The organism is Massilia sp. AB1 (assembly GCF_018119385.1).
Lineage (GTDB): Bacteria > Pseudomonadota > Gammaproteobacteria > Burkholderiales > Burkholderiaceae_D > Telluria.
This window is the reverse complement of record NZ_JAGKSG010000017.1, coordinates 22,688-41,114: the sequence shown is the minus strand read 5'-3', so window position 1 is coordinate 41,114 and position 18,427 is coordinate 22,688. Positions and strand designations below refer to the sequence as shown.

General features: G+C 67.5%; 18 protein-coding genes. 12 read left to right on the top strand and 6 right to left on the bottom strand.

All coding sequences use genetic code 11. The annotated features are described in order from the left end of the window. Window positions 1-36: 36 nt before the first annotated feature. Both J8847_RS11905 and J8847_RS11900 read right to left on the bottom strand, forming a co-directional pair. Entirely contained in the window at window positions 37-801 is a 765-nt protein-coding gene (locus J8847_RS11905) for a hypothetical protein (RefSeq protein WP_211524922.1), read from the bottom strand. A 128-nt stretch (window positions 802-929) separates the two neighbouring features. Then, window positions 930-2,165, bottom strand: coding sequence for a serine hydrolase (locus tag J8847_RS11900; RefSeq protein ID WP_229512747.1), 1,236 nt, complete (start codon window positions 2,163-2,165; stop codon window positions 930-932). 166 nt (window positions 2,166-2,331) lie between these two features. Here J8847_RS11900 and J8847_RS11895 point away from each other — a divergent pair, with 166 nt between their 5' ends. Then, window positions 2,332-3,318 carry an LLM class flavin-dependent oxidoreductase gene (locus tag J8847_RS11895; RefSeq protein WP_211524921.1) on the top strand — a complete coding sequence of 329 codons (987 nt, stop codon included), beginning with the start codon at window positions 2,332-2,334 and terminating at the stop codon, window positions 3,316-3,318. On the opposite strand, the gene J8847_RS11890 is transcribed toward J8847_RS11895, so the two are convergent. Further along, window positions 3,315-3,905 carry an isochorismatase family protein gene (locus J8847_RS11890; RefSeq protein WP_211524920.1) on the bottom strand — a complete coding sequence of 197 codons (591 nt, stop codon included), beginning with the start codon at window positions 3,903-3,905 and terminating at the stop codon, window positions 3,315-3,317. The genes J8847_RS11895 and J8847_RS11890 overlap by 4 nt on opposite strands. Window positions 3,906-4,010: 105 nt before the next feature. Between J8847_RS11890 and J8847_RS11885 the strand changes: the two genes are divergently transcribed. Further along, entirely contained in the window at window positions 4,011-5,093 is a 1,083-nt protein-coding gene (locus J8847_RS11885; RefSeq protein WP_211524919.1) for a serine hydrolase, read from the top strand. Between the two features lie 12 nt (window positions 5,094-5,105). Here J8847_RS11885 and J8847_RS11880 read toward each other — a convergent pair whose 3' ends face one another. Together J8847_RS11880 and J8847_RS11875 are read right to left on the bottom strand one after the other, a co-directional pair. Then, the gene (locus tag J8847_RS11880) at window positions 5,106-7,883 is read right to left on the bottom strand and encodes a pitrilysin family protein (RefSeq protein WP_211524918.1); all 2,778 of its coding nucleotides are present in this window, start codon (window positions 7,881-7,883) and stop codon (window positions 5,106-5,108) included. A 145-nt stretch (window positions 7,884-8,028) separates the two neighbouring features. Then, the gene (locus J8847_RS11875) at window positions 8,029-9,201 is read right to left on the bottom strand and encodes a PQQ-dependent sugar dehydrogenase (RefSeq protein ID WP_211524917.1); all 1,173 of its coding nucleotides are present in this window, start codon (window positions 9,199-9,201) and stop codon (window positions 8,029-8,031) included. A 136-nt stretch (window positions 9,202-9,337) separates the two neighbouring features. On the opposite strand from J8847_RS11875, the gene J8847_RS11870 reads away from it, so the two are divergent. From J8847_RS11870 to J8847_RS11830, 9 genes are all read left to right on the top strand, one after another. After that, window positions 9,338-9,880, top strand: coding sequence for a DUF882 domain-containing protein (locus J8847_RS11870; protein ID WP_211524916.1), 543 nt, complete (start codon window positions 9,338-9,340; stop codon window positions 9,878-9,880). 5 nt (window positions 9,881-9,885) lie between these two features. Further along, window positions 9,886-10,695 (top strand): hypothetical protein, encoded by an 810-nt coding sequence (locus J8847_RS11865; protein ID WP_211524915.1) that lies wholly within the window; start codon window positions 9,886-9,888, stop codon window positions 10,693-10,695. Next, window positions 10,692-10,991, top strand: a complete 300-nt coding sequence (locus tag J8847_RS11860; RefSeq protein WP_211524914.1) for a hypothetical protein — start codon at window positions 10,692-10,694, stop codon at window positions 10,989-10,991. The genes J8847_RS11865 and J8847_RS11860 overlap by 4 nt, the downstream gene beginning before the upstream one ends. 58 nt (window positions 10,992-11,049) lie before the next feature. Then, the gene (locus tag J8847_RS11855; RefSeq protein ID WP_211524913.1) at window positions 11,050-12,354 is read left to right on the top strand and encodes a M20/M25/M40 family metallo-hydrolase; all 1,305 of its coding nucleotides are present in this window, start codon (window positions 11,050-11,052) and stop codon (window positions 12,352-12,354) included. Window positions 12,355-12,516: 162 nt separating this feature from the next. Continuing rightward, complete coding sequence (locus J8847_RS11850; RefSeq protein ID WP_211524912.1) at window positions 12,517-14,007, top strand: sorbosone dehydrogenase family protein; 1,491 nt, start codon at window positions 12,517-12,519, stop codon at window positions 14,005-14,007. Between the two features lie 15 nt (window positions 14,008-14,022). Further along, window positions 14,023-14,466 (top strand): thioesterase family protein, encoded by a 444-nt coding sequence (locus J8847_RS11845; RefSeq protein WP_211524911.1) that lies wholly within the window; start codon window positions 14,023-14,025, stop codon window positions 14,464-14,466. Window positions 14,467-14,628: 162 nt separating this feature from the next. Next, window positions 14,629-15,228: an RNA polymerase sigma factor gene (locus J8847_RS11840; RefSeq protein WP_229429707.1), complete on the top strand. Its 600-nt coding sequence runs from the start codon at window positions 14,629-14,631 to the stop codon at window positions 15,226-15,228. A 16-nt stretch (window positions 15,229-15,244) separates the two neighbouring features. After that, the gene (locus J8847_RS11835; RefSeq protein WP_229429706.1) at window positions 15,245-15,748 is read left to right on the top strand and encodes a hypothetical protein; all 504 of its coding nucleotides are present in this window, start codon (window positions 15,245-15,247) and stop codon (window positions 15,746-15,748) included. A 21-nt stretch (window positions 15,749-15,769) separates the two neighbouring features. Continuing rightward, the gene (locus J8847_RS11830) at window positions 15,770-16,870 is read left to right on the top strand and encodes a hypothetical protein (RefSeq protein ID WP_229429705.1); all 1,101 of its coding nucleotides are present in this window, start codon (window positions 15,770-15,772) and stop codon (window positions 16,868-16,870) included. A gap of 69 nt (window positions 16,871-16,939) precedes the next feature. Here the strand turns inward: J8847_RS11830 and J8847_RS11825 are convergent, their stop codons facing one another. Next, the gene (locus tag J8847_RS11825) at window positions 16,940-17,431 is read right to left on the bottom strand and encodes a DUF3016 domain-containing protein (RefSeq protein WP_211524909.1); all 492 of its coding nucleotides are present in this window, start codon (window positions 17,429-17,431) and stop codon (window positions 16,940-16,942) included. Window positions 17,432-17,579: 148 nt separating this feature from the next. On the opposite strand from J8847_RS11825, the gene J8847_RS11820 reads away from it, so the two are divergent. Next, window positions 17,580-18,341 (top strand): DNA-formamidopyrimidine glycosylase family protein, encoded by a 762-nt coding sequence (locus tag J8847_RS11820; protein ID WP_229512745.1) that lies wholly within the window; start codon window positions 17,580-17,582, stop codon window positions 18,339-18,341. Window positions 18,342-18,427 lie beyond the last annotated feature (86 nt).

Genomic DNA, 18,427 nt, shown 5'->3' with positions numbered 1-18,427 from the left:
GCAGCCGCCGTGGTCCTGCCTGGGAACGCGCCTGAATCAGTAGCCGCGGCCGGTGGTGCCGGTGGTTGGGGTGGTGGTACCGGTGCCGGTGGTGCCAGTACCGGTGCCGGTGGTGCCAGTACCGGTGCCGCTAGAGCCAGTGCCGGTTGCGCCGGTGCCCATCGAGCCGCTGCTGGTGCCGGTCGCGCCGGTGCCGCTCGAGCCGCTGGTACCCGTCCCCATCGAACCGCTAGTGCCGGTGCCCATCGAACCGCTGGTCGTGCCCGTGCCGGTACCCATCGAGCCGCTGGAGCCGCTCGATCCGCTGGAACCACTGGTCCCCATCGAACCGCTGGAACGGGTTTCCGGCTCGCTGGAATTGCCGGTCGCGGTACGGCCGGCCTCGACGCCCGAGCTGCTGCCGCTCATGCCGCTCGAACCGCTGTAGCCGCTGGTCGTGCCGGTGCTGCTGGAACCGCTGGTGCTGCCCATGTCGCTGGCGCCGCTGGTGGTGCCCGAGGTGCTGGACGAGCCGCTGGTGTCATGGCCGCTGTGGGCGCCGCTCTTCATGTGCTTCTTGTGCTTCTTGTCTTTCTTGTCCATCCGGTCCTGGCCCTGCGAGCTGCCGGTGGCGCTCGCGGACGAGCTGCCGCTGCTCTGGTCGTTCATGCTGCTGCCGCTTTGGGAACCCGTGCTCTGGGAGCCGGTCGCCGTGGTCTGGCCGGTCGTGGCGGTCGATTGCGCCTGGACGGCGGTGGCGCCGAACATGGCGGCGGCGACGGATGCGCCCAGCAGGCCTTTCAGAAGCTTATTCATTTTCATGTCGATCTCCTAATATTTTCCGGGGCTCAAAAAATCTCAGCAATATCAATGAGATATCGCAGTGGGGCCGAGTTTAGTGAGGCCGACTCAAAAGGAGCGCACGGTAGCCGAATGGCAATGACTGTCTGTTACCGCAAAGCGGGGCCGGCGGAGGCCTGCGCCGCCAGCGTGCCGAGCTCGGTGTACAGGTGCAGGATATTGCTCTTGTCGTCAGGGTAGACGCGGTTCGACAGGAACACGTAGAAGCTGCGCGACACAGGATCGATCCACAGGATGCAGCCGGTGAAGCCGGTGTGGCCGTAGCTGCCGATCGGATATACATTGCCGCGCGGACGCTTGGCGTAGGGCGAATCGATGTCCATGCCCAGCCCGCGCAGCGCGTCGATGCCGGGCGGCGTCTGCGCCGTGGTCAGCAGGCGCACGCTGTCCTTGCCGAGCACGCGCACGCCGTCCAGCTCGCCGCCGTTCAGCAGCATGCGGGCGAAGCGCGCGATGTCGCGCGCGGTCGAGAACACCCCGGCCGAGCCGGCCACGCCGCCCATGCGGCGCACGGTCGGGTCGTGCACCACGCCCTGCAGCAGCCGGCCCGGCGCGAGATCGCCATGCAAGCCCTCGGGACCGCCCTTCTGGGTCGGCGCGATCGCCGCCGCGGACACGCGCGCCAGCGGCAAATAGCCGGTGTCGCTCATGCCCAAGGGCGTGAAGATGCGGCGCTGCGCGAACTCGTGCAGCGGCATGCCGGACACGCGCCGCACCAGCTGGCCCAGCAGCACGTAATTGATGTCCGAGTAGCGGAAGAAGCTTCCCGGCGGATGGGTGGTCTGCTGGGCGCAGGCGAGCGCGTGGGCGCTGTCGTCGCCGCGCCAGCCGGGCTTGGCCGGCAGTCCCGAGGCCAGGCCCGAGGTATGGCTCAGCAGGTGGCGCACGGTGATCGCATCCTTGCCGCCGCCGGCGCACTCCGGGAAATAGCGCACCAGGGGTGCGTCGAGCGCGATGCGGCCCTCCTCGGCCAGCATCAGCACCGCGGGCGCCGTGACGAGCACCTTGGTCAGCGAGGCGGCGTCGAAGATGGTGTCGGGCGTGACCGGCACGGCGTCCGCCTCGTAGCTGGTCTTGCCGTAGCCGCGTTCGTAGACGGCGCCCTCGCGCTCGAGGCGGAACACCGCGCCCGGCAGCTTGCGCGCCGCCACCGCCTCGTTCACGGCGCGGTCGATGGCCGCCAGGCGGCCCCCGTCAAAACGCTGTTCGGCCAGCATGGCGGACGGGTTCCCTGCAGGCGTGGTGGCGCAGCCTGCGGCGCAGAGCGCAGCAAAGAGCGCGGCAAAGAGCGCGGCAAGGATGGTTGGGCGCGGAAATCGGAACATGGCAGGCTCGCGGGCAGGTCCAGGACGAGGGCAGATTGCCCGGCGTCATTACCCAGCCATCATAAGGATGGGCCTGGCGAGGGTCAATCTTTACGCCCCGGCAAGGCCGCCCTGCGAAAACGGACCAGCGCGCACGCGAAAATGTGCATCGGCGTATCATGCCCCCATGATTCCTTTCTCGATCCTCGACCTGTCGCCCATCGCCGAAGGCAGCGATGCGGCCACCTCCTTCCACCGCTCCCTCGACCTCGCCCAGCATGGCGAACGCTGGGGCTACCAGCGCTTCTGGCTGGCGGAACATCATGGCATGCCGGGCATCGCCAGCGCCGCCACCGCGGTGCTGATCGGCCATGTGGCGGCCGGCACCGAACGCATCCGGGTCGGCGCGGGCGGCATCATGCTGCCCAACCATTCGCCGCTGGTGATCGCCGAGCAGTTCGGCACGCTCGAGGCGCTGTTCCCGGGACGCATCGACCTGGGCCTGGGCCGCGCGCCCGGCTCGGACCACGTGACCGCGCGCGCCCTGCGCCGCAACCTGGCCTCGGATGCCGACGAGTTCCCGCAGGACGTGGTGGAGCTGATGGATTATTTCGCCGGCTCGACCCGCGGCCCGGTGCGCGCGGTGCCCGGCGAAGGCCTGGACGTGCCGCTGTGGATCCTCGGTTCGAGCCTGTTCGGGGCCCAGCTTGCCGCCCAGCTCGGCCTGCCCTACGCCTTCGCCTCGCATTTTGCCCCGCAAATGATGATGCAGGCGATCGAGCTGTACCGGGCCAACTTCCGCCCCTCGGCCAAGCTGGCCCGGCCCTATGTGATGCTTGGCTTCAACGTGTTCGCCGCCGACAGCGATGCCGAAGCCCAGCTGCTGGCGACCTCGATGCAGCAGGCCTTCGTGAACCTGCGCAGCGGCCGTCCGGGCCGGCTCAAGCCGCCCAAGGCCGGCTACTACGAGAGCCTGGACTTGCCTGAACGCATGATGCTCGACAGCGTGCTGTCCTGCTCGGCCATCGGTTCGCCGGCCTCGGTGAAGGAACAGCTGCAGGCCTTCATCGCGCGCACCCGCCCGGACGAGCTGATGATCACCTCGCAGATCTTCGACCACGCGGCGCGCCTGCGCTCCTACGAGATCACGGCGGAGCTCCAGCGCGCGGGCTAGGCGTCGCCCGTCCCCGCCTGCAGCATGTCGATCAGGGTGCGCGTCGAGCGCACCCTGCCCATGCGCGGGAAGATCGTGCGGCAGGCGAAAGCGTGGGCCTCGGCCTCGAAGCTGCTCATCGCGTCCTCCGCGAACACCAGCGCATAGCCGCGGTCGAAGGCCGCGCGCGCCGTCGATTCCACGCCGAAATTCGTAGCGATGCCGCCCAGCACCAGGGTGCTGATGCCGCGCCGCCGCAGCAGCTGGTCGAGTTCGGTCCCGTAGAAGGCGCCCCACTGGCGCTTGGTGATTACGGTGTCCTGGGCCTCGATCCCGGACGTGGGCGCCAGGCGCGAGGCGTCCGGCGGCGCCGCCGGCGCCCCCGGCGGACGCATCGGCATGTCGGCAAGCGGCGCCGGCAGCTCGTTGACCAGCACGTGCACATAAATGACCATTGCGCCGCGCCCGCGCATTTCCTGGGCCAGCAGGACGCAGTTGCCGACCGTCTGCTCGGCGCTGTAGGGCGCCAGCTGGCGGCTGACGTTGCTGTTTTGCAAGTCGATCAGGACCAGGGCGGTGCGCGCCGGGTCGAATGCGTGTTCGTCCATGGTAGCCTCCTGCCGGCAGTATTCACCAATCCGGATGCCGGGGGCGCACGCGCCGGCTTTGCGCGCGCCGTCCTACAATGCGGTTTTGCCTACCAACCTGGAGCCATGATGCGCGTTTTCCATCCTCGCCTGTTTGCCTCCCTGCTGCTCTCCGCCACGCTCGGCCTGCTGTCCGGCTGCACCTTGCTCGCCACCGCCACGACGCAGCCCCTGATCGACCGGCACCTGCCCGCCAGCTACAGCGGCGTGGCCGCCGTGCGCAAGGACGCGGCCTCGCCCCTGGTCGTCAGCGCGCGCGGCCAGGCCCTGCGCGAAGAAGCGCAGGCCAACACCAGGGACACGCGCTTCATGATCGGCTCCTCCACCAAGTGGATCACCGCCGTCACCGTGCTGCGCCTGGCCGAGCTGGGCAAGCTGGAGCTGGATGCGCCGATCGCCCGCCACCTGCCGGAACTGCCGGCGCCGAACGGCGCGGTGACGCTGCGCCAGCTGCTCTCGCACCGCAGCGGCATCCCGAACGGCTTGTCCGAGGCGATGCGCAAGGACAGCAAGGTCGAGGGCCTGGAGATCGGCCCGGTGCAGGCCGCGCTGCGTTTCGGCGCGGGCGCGCCGGGCTTCGCGCCGGGCGAGCGCTTCGAGTACTCGGGCACCAATTACCTGCTGGCGGCGGCGGTGGTCGAGCGCGCGATGAAGAAACCGTTCACGGAAGTGGTGGAGGAACAGGTATTCGCCCCTGCCGGCGTGCGCGACACCAGCTTCGCCGCGACCGGCTACGAGGACAGCGTCGGCATGGCGGTCGGCTACGGCGCCGACGGCAAGCGCAAGTCGCCGCCCGCCGCGCCCATGCTGGCCGCCAACGGCACCGTCTACAGCACCGCGCGCGACCTGGTCGACCTGATGGACGCCGTCTACCGCAACAAGCTGCTGTCGGAGAGCAGCCTGCGCGCCCTGTCGACCGTGCACGACGCGGCGGAACACTACGCCCTGGGCGGACGGGTGCGTCCCCTCGCGACGGACAAAGGCGCCCGTTCCCTGGCATGGGAAGCGGGCGCCTTCGGCGGCTACAAGAGCCTGGTCGCCTACGACCCGGCGGATGGCCGGGCCGTGGTCTTGCTGAACAACGCGGACATGGCGCAGGACGACATGGCCGCCGTGGCCACCGCCCTGTTCCAGTCGCTCGACCGGTAAGGGCGGTTCGCTTTACTGCACCGGGTTGCCGTCCGCATCGATCTTGCGCACTTCACCCAGGTTCAGGGCGCGGATGCCGGATTCGACCTTGCTCATGTCGCCGACCACCACCCACACCAGGTGGTCCGGCGTGAAGCTGCGCGCGGCCAGGTTATTGGCCTGGGCCGGGGTCAGGGACAGCGCCTTCTCGGTGAAGGTGTTGTAGTAGTCCTCCGGCAAGCCATACTGCAGGATGGTCGAGTAAGCGCCGGCCAGCTGGCCTGCGGTCTCGAAGCGGCCCGGCAGGCCCAGCGTGTTGTTGTCCAGCGCATCCTTCAGTTCCGCGGCGCCGATCGGCTTGCCGCCGGCGATGTCGCGGTACTCGCGCACCAGCTCCTTCAGCGCGTCCTGGGTCTTGTCGGTCTGCACCGGCGAGACGCTCATGAAGGGACGCTGGCCGATGGCCGGATGCAGCGAGCTGCGCACGCCATACGACCAGTGCTTGTCTTCGCGCAGGTTCATGTTGATGCGCGAGCTGAAGGTGCCGCCGAACACGTCATTGACCATCTCCAGCGGAACTGCCTCGGGGCTGTTGCGCGGCGGGGCCAGCTGGGCGCCGACGATCACGCTCTGCAGCGCGCCCGGGCGGTCGACCAGGTAGACCAGGCTCTTGGCCGGCGCCTGGACCGGCGCGATGACCTTCTTCGGCACCTCGCCCGGCTTCCATGAAGCGAAGGCCTTCTCGAGCAGCGGCTTGATCTCGGCCAGGTTGGTGTCGCCCACCACCAGCAGGGTGGCGTTGTTCGGCTTGAACCAGGTGGCGTGGTACTTCGCCAGGTCGGCGCGGGTCATGCGCTTGACCGCTGCCTCGGTGCCGCTGCCGGTGAGCGGGTGGGCGTAGACGTGGTCCTTGCCGTACAAGAGGCCAGGCAGCACCCGCATCGCGGTCAGCTGGGGCACCGATTTCTCGCGCGCGATCGCGGCCAGGCGGTCCTGCTGCAGGCGTGCGAACTCGTTCTGCGGGAAGGCCGGATGCAGGACCAGGTCGGCGTACAGGTCCAGCGCCCGCGGCATGGTGGCCTTGAGCGTGTTCATGCTGACGGTGGCGCCGTCCAGGTTGGTGCCGGTATTGAAGGTGGCGCCCAGGCTTTCCAGCTCCTCGCTGATCTTCAGCGACTGGCGGGTCGGGGTGCCTTCTTCCAGCATGCGCAGGGCCAGGCTGGCCACGCCCGGCATGTCCTTGGCGTCCGAGGCGTAGCCGCTGTCGACCAGCAGCTGCAGGTTCACCACCGGCGCCTCATGGCGCTCGGCCAGCACCACTTTCAGGCCATTCGACAGGGTGGTCTTCTGCATGGCGGGCAGCTTGAGCGACATCGGCTTGCCCAGCGCCGGCTCCTTGCTGCGGTCCAGGGTCGACGGCGTGGCCACCAGGGTGGTCGGGTAAGGGTCGATCTGCAGGACGAAGTCGCCGTCGCTCAGCCAGTCGTTCATGGCCTTCTGGACCGAGGCCGGGGTGGCGTCCTTGATGCGCTGCAGGTAGACCTTGTAGCAGTCCGGATTGCCGGTATAGGTCTCGCACGAGGCCAGCAGGTCGCTCTTGCCGCCGAAGCCGCCGACGCGCTCGATCATGCGCGTGTAGTGGGCCAGGATCGAGGTCTTGGCCAGGCGCAGTTCTTCCGCCGTGGGGCCGTTCTTCAGCAGCGCGCGCAGTTCCTCGTCGGCCGCCTGCTCCATCTTCCTGACGTCGGCGCCCGGCCTGGCGGTGAGCGTCACGTCGAACTGGCCGCCGATCTCGGAGGTGGAGTCGCTGGCGCTGGCGCTGGTGGCCAGCTGGTCCTTGTAGACCAGGCGCTTGTACAGGCGCGAGGTCTTGCCGCCGCCCAGGATGTGGGCGCCCAGGTCGAGCTGGACTTCTTCCGGGGTGTGCGCGGCCGGCACATTCCAGGTGCGGTAGATGCGCGACTGCGGCACGCGGTCCTGGGCCACCGTGCGGTGGGTGCCGGTGCGCTTGGCCACCCAGGTTTCATGCTTGGCCAGCGGCGGGCCCGGCGGGATGGCGCCGTAGTACTGCTCCACCTTGCGGCGCGCCTCCTCGGGCGTGATGTCGCCCGACAGCACCAGCACGGTGTTGTTGGGACCGTAGTTGGTCTTGAACCAGTCGCGCACGTCCGTCATCGAGGCCGCGTCCAGGTCTTCCATCTTGCCGATCACGGTCCAGGAATACGGGTGGCCGGCCGGGTAGGTGTTGGTCACCAGCAGCTCGTAGGCGATGCCGTAGGGCTGGTTCTCGCGCTGGCGCTTCTCGTTCTGGACCACGCCGCGCTGCAGGTCGAGCTTCTGCTGGTCCACGGTGCCCAGCAGGTGGCCCATGCGGTCGCTCTCGGCGAACAACGCATAGTCCAGCATCGAGGTCGGCACGTTTTGGAAGTAGTTAGTGCGGTCGGTGTTGGTGGTGCCGTTCAGGTCGGTCGCCCCGATGCGCTCCATCGCGTTCAGGTAGGTCTTGTTGAAGTTGTCGCTGCCGCTGAACATCAGGTGCTCGAACAGGTGCGCGAAGCCGGTCTTGCCGGGCTTCTCGTTCTTCGAGCCCACGTGGTACCAGGTGTTGATCGCCACCACCGGGGTCTTGTGGTCTTCGTGCACCAGCACCGTCAGCCCGTTCTTGAGCGTGAACTTGGTGTAGGGGATGTTCGGGATCGGGATGTCTGGGGCCGGGGCCGGCTTGGCCGGCGCGGCCTGCAGGGAGCTGCCGCCCAGGGCCAGCGCGAGCGCTGCGGCCAGGCGGATACTGCGACGAACGGTGACTGCCATACTGCTCCTCCAATGGGAAGGACGAGAAAGGGAAGACCTGCGCTTTACGCGCGGCTTCGGCATTCTAGGCAGTTTTCAGTCTGGCAACAAAGAAAAAAGCGCATGGAGCGGAACTCCATGCGCCCGGCATCCACCGGCAGGACGTTTATCGGGGAACGATGCGCAGCAGCTTGCCGCTGGCTTCGTCGGTCAGCGCATACAGGTAGCCGTCCGGCCCCTGGCGCACGTCGCGCACGCGCTTGCCGATATCCAGCTTTTCCTGCCGGATCGGCTTGCCATCCGCATCGAGCGCCACGCGGCGGATGTCCTCGCCCGCCAGGCTGCCGCTGAACAGGCTGCCCTGCCATTGCGGGAAGGCCTTGCCGGTATACACCACCAGGCCCGAGGGCGCGGGCGACGGCACCCAGACCACCAGCGGCTGCACCATGCCCGGCACCACCTTCATGCCGACCGGTTCGCGCGTCTTGTAGTCCGCGCCATAGCTCTGCAGCGGCCAGCCGTAGTTCTTGCCGCCTTCGACCAGGTTGATCTCGTCGCCGCCGCGCGGGCCGTGCTCGCTGGCCCAGACCCGGCCCGAGACCGGATCGACCGCCAGGCCCTGGATATTGCGGTGGCCATAGCTCCAGATCTCGGGCAGCGCGCCCTGCTTGCTTGCAAGCGGATTGCCGGGCGCCGGCTTGCCCTCGGTGGTCAGGCGCAGGATGGAACCGTGGTGGCTGCCCAGGTTCTGGGCCTGCTCGCGCGCCAGCATGTTGCCCACGCGCTGGGGCGGATTGCCGCCGTCGCCGATGCTCATCAACAAGCTGCCGTCCTTCATCCAGGCCAGGCGCGAGCCGAAGTGCTGGCCGCCGCTCTTGGCGGGCGTCACGCTGAACAGGGTCCTTACGCCGTGCACGCGCTTGCCGTCGAAGATGCCCTGCACCAGCACGGTCCGGTTCTCATCGGCGGTGCCGCTGGCCATGGTCAGGTAGACGCGCTGGTTGGCCTTGTCGGCGGGATGCAGCGCGATGTCGAGCAGGCCGCCCTGGCCGCCCGTGAACAACTGCGGCAGGCCTTCGATGGGGATCGCCTGGCGCTGCTTGCCGCTCAGCAGGTGCAGCGTGCCCTGCTTGCCGGTGACCAGGATGCGGCCGTCGGGCAGCCAGGCCATGCCCCAGGGTTGCGGGAGATCCTCGGCCACGGTCTCCATCTTCCAGCCCCTGGCGGCAGGCGGCTGGTCGACCGGTTCGACCTGGGCGAAGGCGCTGTGTGTACTGCCCGCCAGCAAGGTAGCGGCCAGCACGGCCCGCCATGTTGGGAATCGTTCAATACTCGGCATGCGGATCTCCCGAAAAGTTGTTAAAAGCATTAATATCGTAGCCTATTTGCCGCATTTTGCTTCATTTTATCTGCACGTTCAGCACAACCGGCGTATGATGGACTTCTTCAGCGAACCACCACAAGGACCGACTCCGATGATGCAACGCCGAGCCTTCCTCAAAAGTTCCATCCTCCTCGCAGCGCCCACCCTCAGCATCCCAGCACTTGCCAAAACGGCACAAGCCGCCCCCGGCGAACGTACACTGCGCCTGTATAACACGCACACCGGCGAATCGGTGCGCACCGTGTTCTGGGCCGAAGGCCAGTTCATTCCGGACGGGCTGAAGGACCTCAACAAGGTCTTGCGCGACCACCGCAACAACAAGGTCGCCGAGATGGATCCGCAGTTGCTGCTGCTGCTCGACGAAGTGAATGGCAAGCTCGGCAACAACAACAAGGAGCTGCACATCATTTCGGGCTACCGCTCGCCGGAATCGAACGCCAAGCTGCACGCCAACAGCAACGGCGTGGCCAAGCACAGCATGCACATGGACGGCAAGGCGATCGATATCCGCCTGCCGGGCAAGGACCTCAAGATGGTGCACAAGGCCGCGATGTCCCTGAAGGGCGGCGGCGTCGGCTACTATCCCGACTCCCAGTTCGTCCACATGGACACTGGCCGGGTCCGCTACTGGTAAGCAGCATGGCGCGGAACCTGCTCCGCGTCGTTCTCCTGGGACTGGCCGTCCTGGCCGGTCCCGTCGGCTTTGCGCTTGCGGCGCAACAGCCCAGCACCGTCACCGTCAGGTCGACCCGCGATCCGGTCGACAAATCTTATAAAAAAATGATCCGCGGCATGGAGCGCTTCGAGCGCGAGCATGCGCTGGCGCCTGGCGCCAGCCTGCGTTTCCAGCTGCTGCCGCGCTCGCGTACCGTGGACATGCGCGGCATCACCCTGCGCATCGCCGGCGACAGCGTCAGCATCCCGGTGCCGGTGGGCGAAGACAATAGCTTCGTCTTGCCGCGCAACGACACCGCCCTGCGCGAAGACGCGGCCGTGCTCGCCAACCGCAAGACCACCAGCATGACCTGGCGCGCCCTGATCCAGTCGCCCGGCGTCCCGGCGGGCAAGCGCCGCCTGGGCGACCTGCGCCTCGAATGCCTGGTCGGCAAGGAAGCGGGCCTGGTCTCGAACAGTTCCCCCCTGTTCGGCTGGATCTCGAATGTCCTCGACACGCCCGAGGGGGTGTGCAACAGCCCGGACGGCAACTACCTGTTCTTCACCGAGCGGCCCGTGTTCGCCGTGACCCTGCGCGCCGGCGAGCGCGTGGAAACCCTGCCCTTCCGCATGCTCTACGCCGGCGGCGAACAGACGCCGGCCGAGCTCGAATACTGCGATTGCCAGGTGATGCTTGACCGCACTTATTACGTGCCGATCTGGGACCGTTCCTGGCCCGACGACACCCTGGTCGAGTTCGAGTACATGACCGCCCCGCCGCAGGAGGCGCCATGAAGGCCCTTCCCTTGCTGTGTGCACTGCTGCTGGCCGCCTGCGCCAGCCAGCCCGTGCCGCCCGGCACCCAGGCGCCGCTCGAACGCCTGAGCCAGGGCGTGGTGCCGGGGCGCACCACCAAGGCCGAACTGATCGCCACTTTCGGCGCCACCCGGAGCGTGCGCTTCGACAGCGGCTACGAGGCCTGGGTCTACCAGTCGCCCGCTGGCGGCGGACGCTACGCCGAATTCGTGATCCTGCTCGACCCGTCCGGCGTCGTCAGCAAGACCCGCACACGCGAGCCGGCTTTACCCTAGCCTCGGACACGACTTGTTCATAGTAAAGTTGCATATCCTTATCTCACCAGGAAGCGATATGCAAGGCAAGCTCGTATTGACGCTGGCGCTCGCCGCCGCCTTCGCCGCACCGGTCCATGCGGCGGAACTGAATCCCACCGAACAGCGCATCGTCGCCGAAGTGCGCGCCTGGTCCGGCGACGCGATCGATCTGCTCGAACGCAGCGCGCGCATCAACAGCGGCACCATGAACGTGGCCGGCGTGCGCGCCGTGGGAGAGGTGTTCGCGAAGGAGTTCGAACAGATCGGCATGCGCACCGCCTGGCTCGACATGCCGGCCGGCATGCGGCGCGCCGGCCACCTGGTAGCGCTCAGCGAAGGCAAGCAGGGCAAGCGCCTGCTCTTGCTCGGCCACCTGGACACCGTGTTCGAACCGGATGCGCCCGGTCCGCTGTGGGAACGCGATGGCGCGGGTGGAGAATATGCGCGCGGCCAGGGCGTCGGCGACATGAAGGGCGGCAATGTGGTGGTGGTGGCGGCCCTGCGCGCCCTGCACCGCGCGGGCGTGCTCGGCAACACCCGCATCACCGTGATGTTCACCGGCGACGAGGAAGACGCGGGCGAGCCGCGCTCGGTGTCGCGCCGCGACATGATCGAACTGGCCAAGCGCAGCGACATCGCCCTCGCCTTCGAAGGCGCGGTCATCGACCAGGGCCAGGCCACCGCCACCGTCGGGCGCCGCGCCACCGCCTCCTTCGACCTCGAGGTCAAGGCGCGCCAGGGGCACTCGCAGGGCGTGTTCGGCCCCGGCGGCTACGGCGCCGTGTACGAGGCGGCGCGCATCCTGGACGGCTTCCGCCGGCAGGTGGTGGAACCGGGCCTGACTTTCAATCCGGGCGTGATCCTGGGCGGCACGGATGTCGCCTACTACGAAGGCAAGGCGGGCGGCACGGCGGCCGGCAAGACCAATGTGATCGCCAACACCGTCACCGTGAAGAGCGACCTGCGCTACCTCGACTACGCCCAGCGCGACCGCGCCCAAGCCAGGATGCGCGAGATCGTCGCGCAAAGCCTGCCGGGCGCCAGCGCCAGCATCAGCTTCCGCGATTCCTATCCGCCGATGGCCGTCACGCCTGGCAACCTGAAGCTGCTGGATGTCTATTCGCAAGCCAGCAGCGATGCCGGCTTGGGCACGATCACCGCCCTGCCCGCCACCGCGCGCGGCGCGGGCGACATCCAGTTCGTCGCACCCTATGTGGACAGCCTGGACGGACTGGGCGCGAGCGGCGCCGGCGCCCACTCGCCGGCCGAGCGGGTCGAGCTGGCCTCGATCGAGCGCGCCGCGATCCGCACCGCCCTGCTGATCTACCGCCTGACCCGCTGAGCGCGCAGCCAGTGTTTAGTGCCGGCTGCCCGCTCGACCTGCGTCAAACGGAAGGCCAGGCCAATCCCGCTACACTGTTCGCACGCTTCGCCGTGTGCGCGGCGGCGGCCGGCGTTCGCTGGCACAATGGTGTCAGCGAATTCTTCGGCAACGGAGGCGGACATGCTGCTCGAACACATGCGCAAGTGGATGCTGCTGTTGTTGCCGCGCTTGTCGGCGCCCTTCCTCGTCCTGTGCCTGGCGACGCTGGGCGCCTGCGGTGGTGGCGGCGGCAGTGCGGGCACGCCCGGGCCGGTGACGCCGCCCTCCGCCACCACGGGCTCGCTGACGGTCACGGCGACCGGGCTGCCATCCGGGGTGAATGCCGCCATGCGCGTCACCGGTCCCAATAATTACCTCCAAGACCTGACCCAGACTCAAACCCTGACCGGACTGGCGCCCGGCAGCTACAACGTGGCCGCCACGGCCGTCACCAGCGGCAACACCACCTACACGCCTTCGCCCGCGTCGCAGAGCGCGGTGGTGAGCGCGGGCGCCACCGCCAATGCGACGGTGGCCTACGGCAGTCCCGCGCTCACGCTCGCCCTGTCCACCGTCGCCACCAACCTCGACAACCCCACCTGGCTGAGCGCGCCGCCGGGCGACACGCGCCTGTTCGTCACCGAGCGTGCGGGACGGGTGCGCATCATCCAGAACGGCGCGGTGCTGAGCACGCCCTTCCTCGACATCAGCGCACGCGTGCTCACCGAGGGCGAAGGCGGCCTGCTATCGCTGGCCTTCGACCCGCAGTACGCGCGCAATGGCTACGTCTACCTGTATTACACCGACCCGCAGCGCAATATCGTCGTCGAGCGCTTTACCACCGGCGCCAGCGCCAACATCGCCGATCCCACTTCAGGCCTGGAGATCATCAGCATTCCGCATCCTACCTTCACCAATCATTTCGGCGGCCTGGTGAGCTTCGGCCCGGATGGCTACCTGTATGTGGGAACAGGCGACGGCGGCGGCGCGGGCGACCCGCAGGGCAATGCCCAGAACCTGAACTCGCTGCTGGGCAAGCTGCTGCGCATCGATGTCTCCCTTTCGGTTCCCGCAGAAAGCTATGCGATCCCGGGCAGCAATCCCTTTGTCAACATGAGCGGCCGGCGCCCCGAGATCTGGGCCTACGGCCTGCGCAATCCCTGGCGCTACGCATTCGACGGCAACCAGCTCTACCTGAGCGATGTGGGCCAGGACCGGCGCGAGGAAGTCAACATCGCCGACAACCGCCAGGGCGGACAGAACTATGGCTGGAACGTCATGGAGGGCACGCTGTGCTACAACACGGCCAGCTGCAACCAGGCCGGCCTCACCCTGCCCGCCTTCGAATACGACCACGGCAGCAACGACGCCAACGGCTGCTCGATCACCGGCGGCTTCGTCTACCGCGGACGCGCCCTGCCCGAGCTGGCCGGACGCTATTTCTATTCCGATTTCTGCACCGGCTTCCTGAAGAGCTTTAGCGCGACCGGCGCCGGCATCGTCGAGCAGCGCGACTGGAATCTTCCCGATATCGGACGGGTCGTCTCCTTCGGCCAGGACGCGGAAGGGGAACTTTACCTGGTGGCGGCCTCCGGAACCATCCATAAAATTGGGCGGAATGGCACCCAGTAAGTTTAGAATGAAGAAATGGCACGCTTACAACTCAACTTCCCCGAAGACCAGTTCTATTATTCGACGCCGCTGACCGTGAGGGTCACCGACATCAACGCCGCCAACCACCTCGGCAACGACTCGATGATCTCGATGATCTCCGAGGCCCGGGCGCGCTTCCTGTTCGAATTCGGCGTACCCGAGACCGAACGCGACGGAACCGGCATCATCGTCACCGACCTCGCCACCACCTACCGCGCCGAAGCCCATGCCCGCGACGAGCTGCTGTTCGAAGTCGGCGTCATGGACTTCAATAAATACGGCGGCGACATCACCTTCCGCATCACCCGCCCGCGCGACCGCAAGCTGATCGCCATGGCCAAGTCCGGCTTCGTGTTCTTCAACTACAAGAGCAGCGAGGTCATGGCCATGCCGGAAGAATTCCGCGCGAAATTCGACCGGGTGAACTGGATCGACTGAGCTCGATCGACCGCACACCTTCCTCCTGGGACGCCGGAGTGCTCCGGCGTCCCACCCCGCATCCCGGGCTGCTTCTTTACTCTCCTTCCATTTTTTTCATTCTTTGGAAAAAAGTTGGAACTTTTCCGCCACCCCGGCGGAATACGGGTAAAGATGACCGCCATGACCACGCACACCGACCATTCCGATGCTGAATTGCTGCGCCAGATGCACGCCGGCGCGGCGAGCGCGTTCGCGGCGCTGTACCGGCGGCACCAGGGCCCGCTTTACCGCTTCGCGCTGCTGCGCTGCGGTTCGGGCGACGCCGCCGCCGATATCGTCCAGGACACCTTCATGGGCCTGCTGACGGGGCGCTTCGGCTACGACCCGCTGCGCGGGCAGCTGCAGCACTTCCTGTTCGGCGTCGTGCGCAACCTGGTGCTGAAGTGGGAAGCGCCGCGCCGGCGCCACAGCGCGCTGCCAGAGCCCGGCGAGGACGGTGCGGACGAAGGCGAGCTGGAACTGGCCAGCGAGGAGGCGGAGCCGCTCGGGCGCCTGCTGGACAACGAAATGGCGGAGCAAGTGCGCCGCGCGCTGGCCCTGCTGCCGCCGCACTACCGCGACCCGGTCATCCTGTACGAACTGCACGAGCTGTCCTACCAGGAGATCGCCGCGATCTGCCAGGTCGACATCGGCACGGTGCGCTCGCGCCTGGCGCGCGGCCGGGCGGCGCTGGCCAGGCGCCTGAAGGCCCTGCACCCGGCCGCCCACGCGGCGGCCTGAAAGGAAGGAACACGAGATGAACATGAACGACGACAAGGACATGCTGGAACCGCTGCTGGCGCCCCACTTCGAGGCCCTGCGCGGCGAGCTGGCCGGCCGCGATGCGCCGCGCTGCGTCGAGAAGGAACTGATGCAGGCCTTCGCCCGCCAGTTCCCGAAGAAGCGCCACTGGTACCAGCGGCTGTCGCTGCCCCAGTGGGGCGCGGCCGGCGCGCTGTGCTCCCTGAGCGCGGTGGCGATGCTGCTGGCCCTGTCGCCGCACCGCGCCGTCACCGTGGGCGCGCCGCCGCTGGTCGGGATCGACAACGGCGCCGCCTTCATCGCCCTCGATACGCTCGAACGGATCGAGCAGGAACCCGGCGCCCGCGTGGTCGAAGCCGAGCTGCCCCGCACCGCCCTGGCGCCGCTGGGCATGCCGGTCGACCCGGCCAATGCCGCCGACACGGTGCGCGCCGAAATGCTGGTGGCGGCCGACGGCCACCCGCTGGCGGTGCGCCTGAGCGATACCGATATCGAATAACCACCCCACCCGAAGGAAGCCATGATGACCAAGAAGATCCTGATTGCAGCACTGCTGGCCTGCGCGTTCGCTCCCGCCCTGGCCGCCGGCATGGGCGAGGCCGAACTCGACCAGGCTGCCAATGCCGAACGCGGCGAGCGCGCGGAGCGCGTGGAGCGCCGCATCGTCACCCGCCTGGACGGCATGGAAGACCTGCACGTGCTCGACACCATGCCGATGCTGCACGGCGCGATCCTGCCGCTGCACGGCGGCCGGGTGGTCAAGAACGCACCTTACAGCGCGCTGGCGGTGTCCGAGCGTGTCCAGCAGCTGGCCGACGGCAACCAGATCGTGCGCAAGAACAGCACCATGAATTACCGCGACAGCGCCGGCCGCACCCGCACCGAAGTGCGCGACGACAATGGCGAGGTGCGCGTCGTGACCATCCACGATCCGGTCGAGGGCGTGCGCTACATCCTGCGCCCCAAGAACAAGACCGCGACCAAGGTCGGCGCGCCGGGCGACATCGCCCGCGCCGCGGCGGAGCAGGCGCGCGCCGCCGCCGCCCAGGCCCGCGCCTCGGGCGAGCACGCCCGGATCGCGGGCGAGCGGGCGCGCGAGCGCATCGAACAGCTGCGCAAGGAAGGCAAGCTGCCTGAAGGCGGACGCTTCATCGTCAAGGAAGTGGAGCGCGACGGCGAGCACAAGGACGTGCGCATCCGCATCGCCCAGCCCGGCCTTGAGGCCGCCCGCGCCACGCGCGAGATGTCGGTGCAGCTGGGTCCGATCATCGCCGGCGCGATCGGCGACGCCAGGTGGTCGGCCAAGGCCGCCAGCCGCGACCTGGGTACGCGCGATTTCTCGGGCGTGAAGGCGCAAGGCCAGCAGCGCAGCTACGAGATCCCGGCCGGCGAGATCGGCAACCGCAATCCGATCACGGTCTCGAGCGAGACCTGGACCTCGCCCGACCTGCAGATGCTGGTCTACCACAAGCGCAGCGATCCGCGCAGCGGCGAGATGGTGTATCGCCTGGAAGAGCTGAAGCGCGAGGAGCCGGCGGCCAGCCTGTTCGCGGTGCCGGCCGACTATACGGTCACTGAAGCGGCGCGTCCCAAGCGCACGGCGGTCAAAAAAGGCGAGTGAAAGACGAGCAAGGACGCTCCATGAAAAACGGCGCCCCGCGGGGCGCCGTTGTTTTTGATGCGGCGGTCTTCAGCCGCGCCGCTTCGGCGCGATGTTCTTGGCGAACCATTCGTCGATCATGCGCTTTTCGTAGCGCAGGCGGTCGCCGTCCGACCACCGGTTGATGCGCTGCAGGTAGTTCATGTCCGCGATCTTGGCGTCGCCCGTCTTCAGCACCTGGCCGTTCTCGCTCAGGGTGTAGCGCAGCTTGACGACCGGCCAGTCGGCCATGCCGCGCAGGATGCGCAGGTCGCGCGCGGCGCGCGAGCTCGGGTACTCGCGGCCGGCCATGTCGATGTCGGTCACTTCCAGGAGCAGGTCCTGGCCGGGCGGCAAGGCCTTGCCCAGCTCGGTGAAATGCTCGCTCAGGTCCTTCAGCACTTCCTCGCGCTCCCAGGGCGCGAACGGCAGGTCGGAAAACTTGTCCGGCTCGATGTACTTCACCGTGACCCCTGCCGATGCGGCGCCCGCACTCAGCGCGAGCAGGCCCGCCAGGGCCAGGTTGCGAATCAGGGTATCCATGGTATTTACCTCATTGAGAAACTGATCGTGTCGATCATGTTACGACTAAATATACGCCCCTTTACCTGGCTGTGCTTGTCTGTCTTCGTCGGAGTTTTGTATCGAAATGTTAGGCTCCGAACACGGCATTTTCCCGCGCCCGGATACGATGGCACAAGGGAGGTCAGCCGTGCCGGAAGGTCCATCGCTTTACTTGCTGAAAGAACAAACCGCGCGCTTCGTCGGGCAGGAGATCGTGCGCGCCGAGGGCAACACCTGGGCCATCGACAAGGCGCGCCTGGTGGGCCAGCCCATCCTGGCCATCCACACCTGGGGCAAGCATCTCCTGATCGAGACGCCGGCCATGGTCTTGCGCATCCACTTCCTCCTGTTCGGCACCTACCGCATCGACGAGCGGCGCGACAAGCAGGCGCGCCTGTCGCTGGCGACCGGCGACGGCGGCGAGCTGAACTTCTATGCCTGCTCGGTCAAGGAGATCGACCGCGACACCTACGCCGCCTACGATTTCAGCGCGGACGTGATGTCCGACCAGTGGGACCCGAAGAAGGCGCGCAAGAAGCTGCGCGCCCAGCCCGGACTGCTGGCCTGCGACGCCCTGCTCGACCAGGACATCTTTTCCGGCGTGGGCAACATCATCAAGAACGAAGTCTTGTTCCGCATCCGCCTGCATCCCCTCTCCACCATCGGCGCCCTGGCGCCGGCCAAGCTGCGCCAGCTGGTCGACGAGGCGCGTCAATACAGCTTCGACTTCCTGGAATGGAAACGCCAGTTCGTGCTCAAGCAGCACTGGCAGGCCCATGCCCAGCGCACCTGCCCACGGTGCAAGATCCCTTTCCACAAGGCGAACCTGGGTCAGACCAAGCGCCGCAGCTTCTGGTGCGAGCGTTGCCAGAAACGCTACGGCGCCTAGCATCTGCCATCAAGGCGCACTACGACGGCGCATTTTCCTGCCGCGGCTGAATCCGTTATTTCGTATGCATGCCGGATGTGACATCT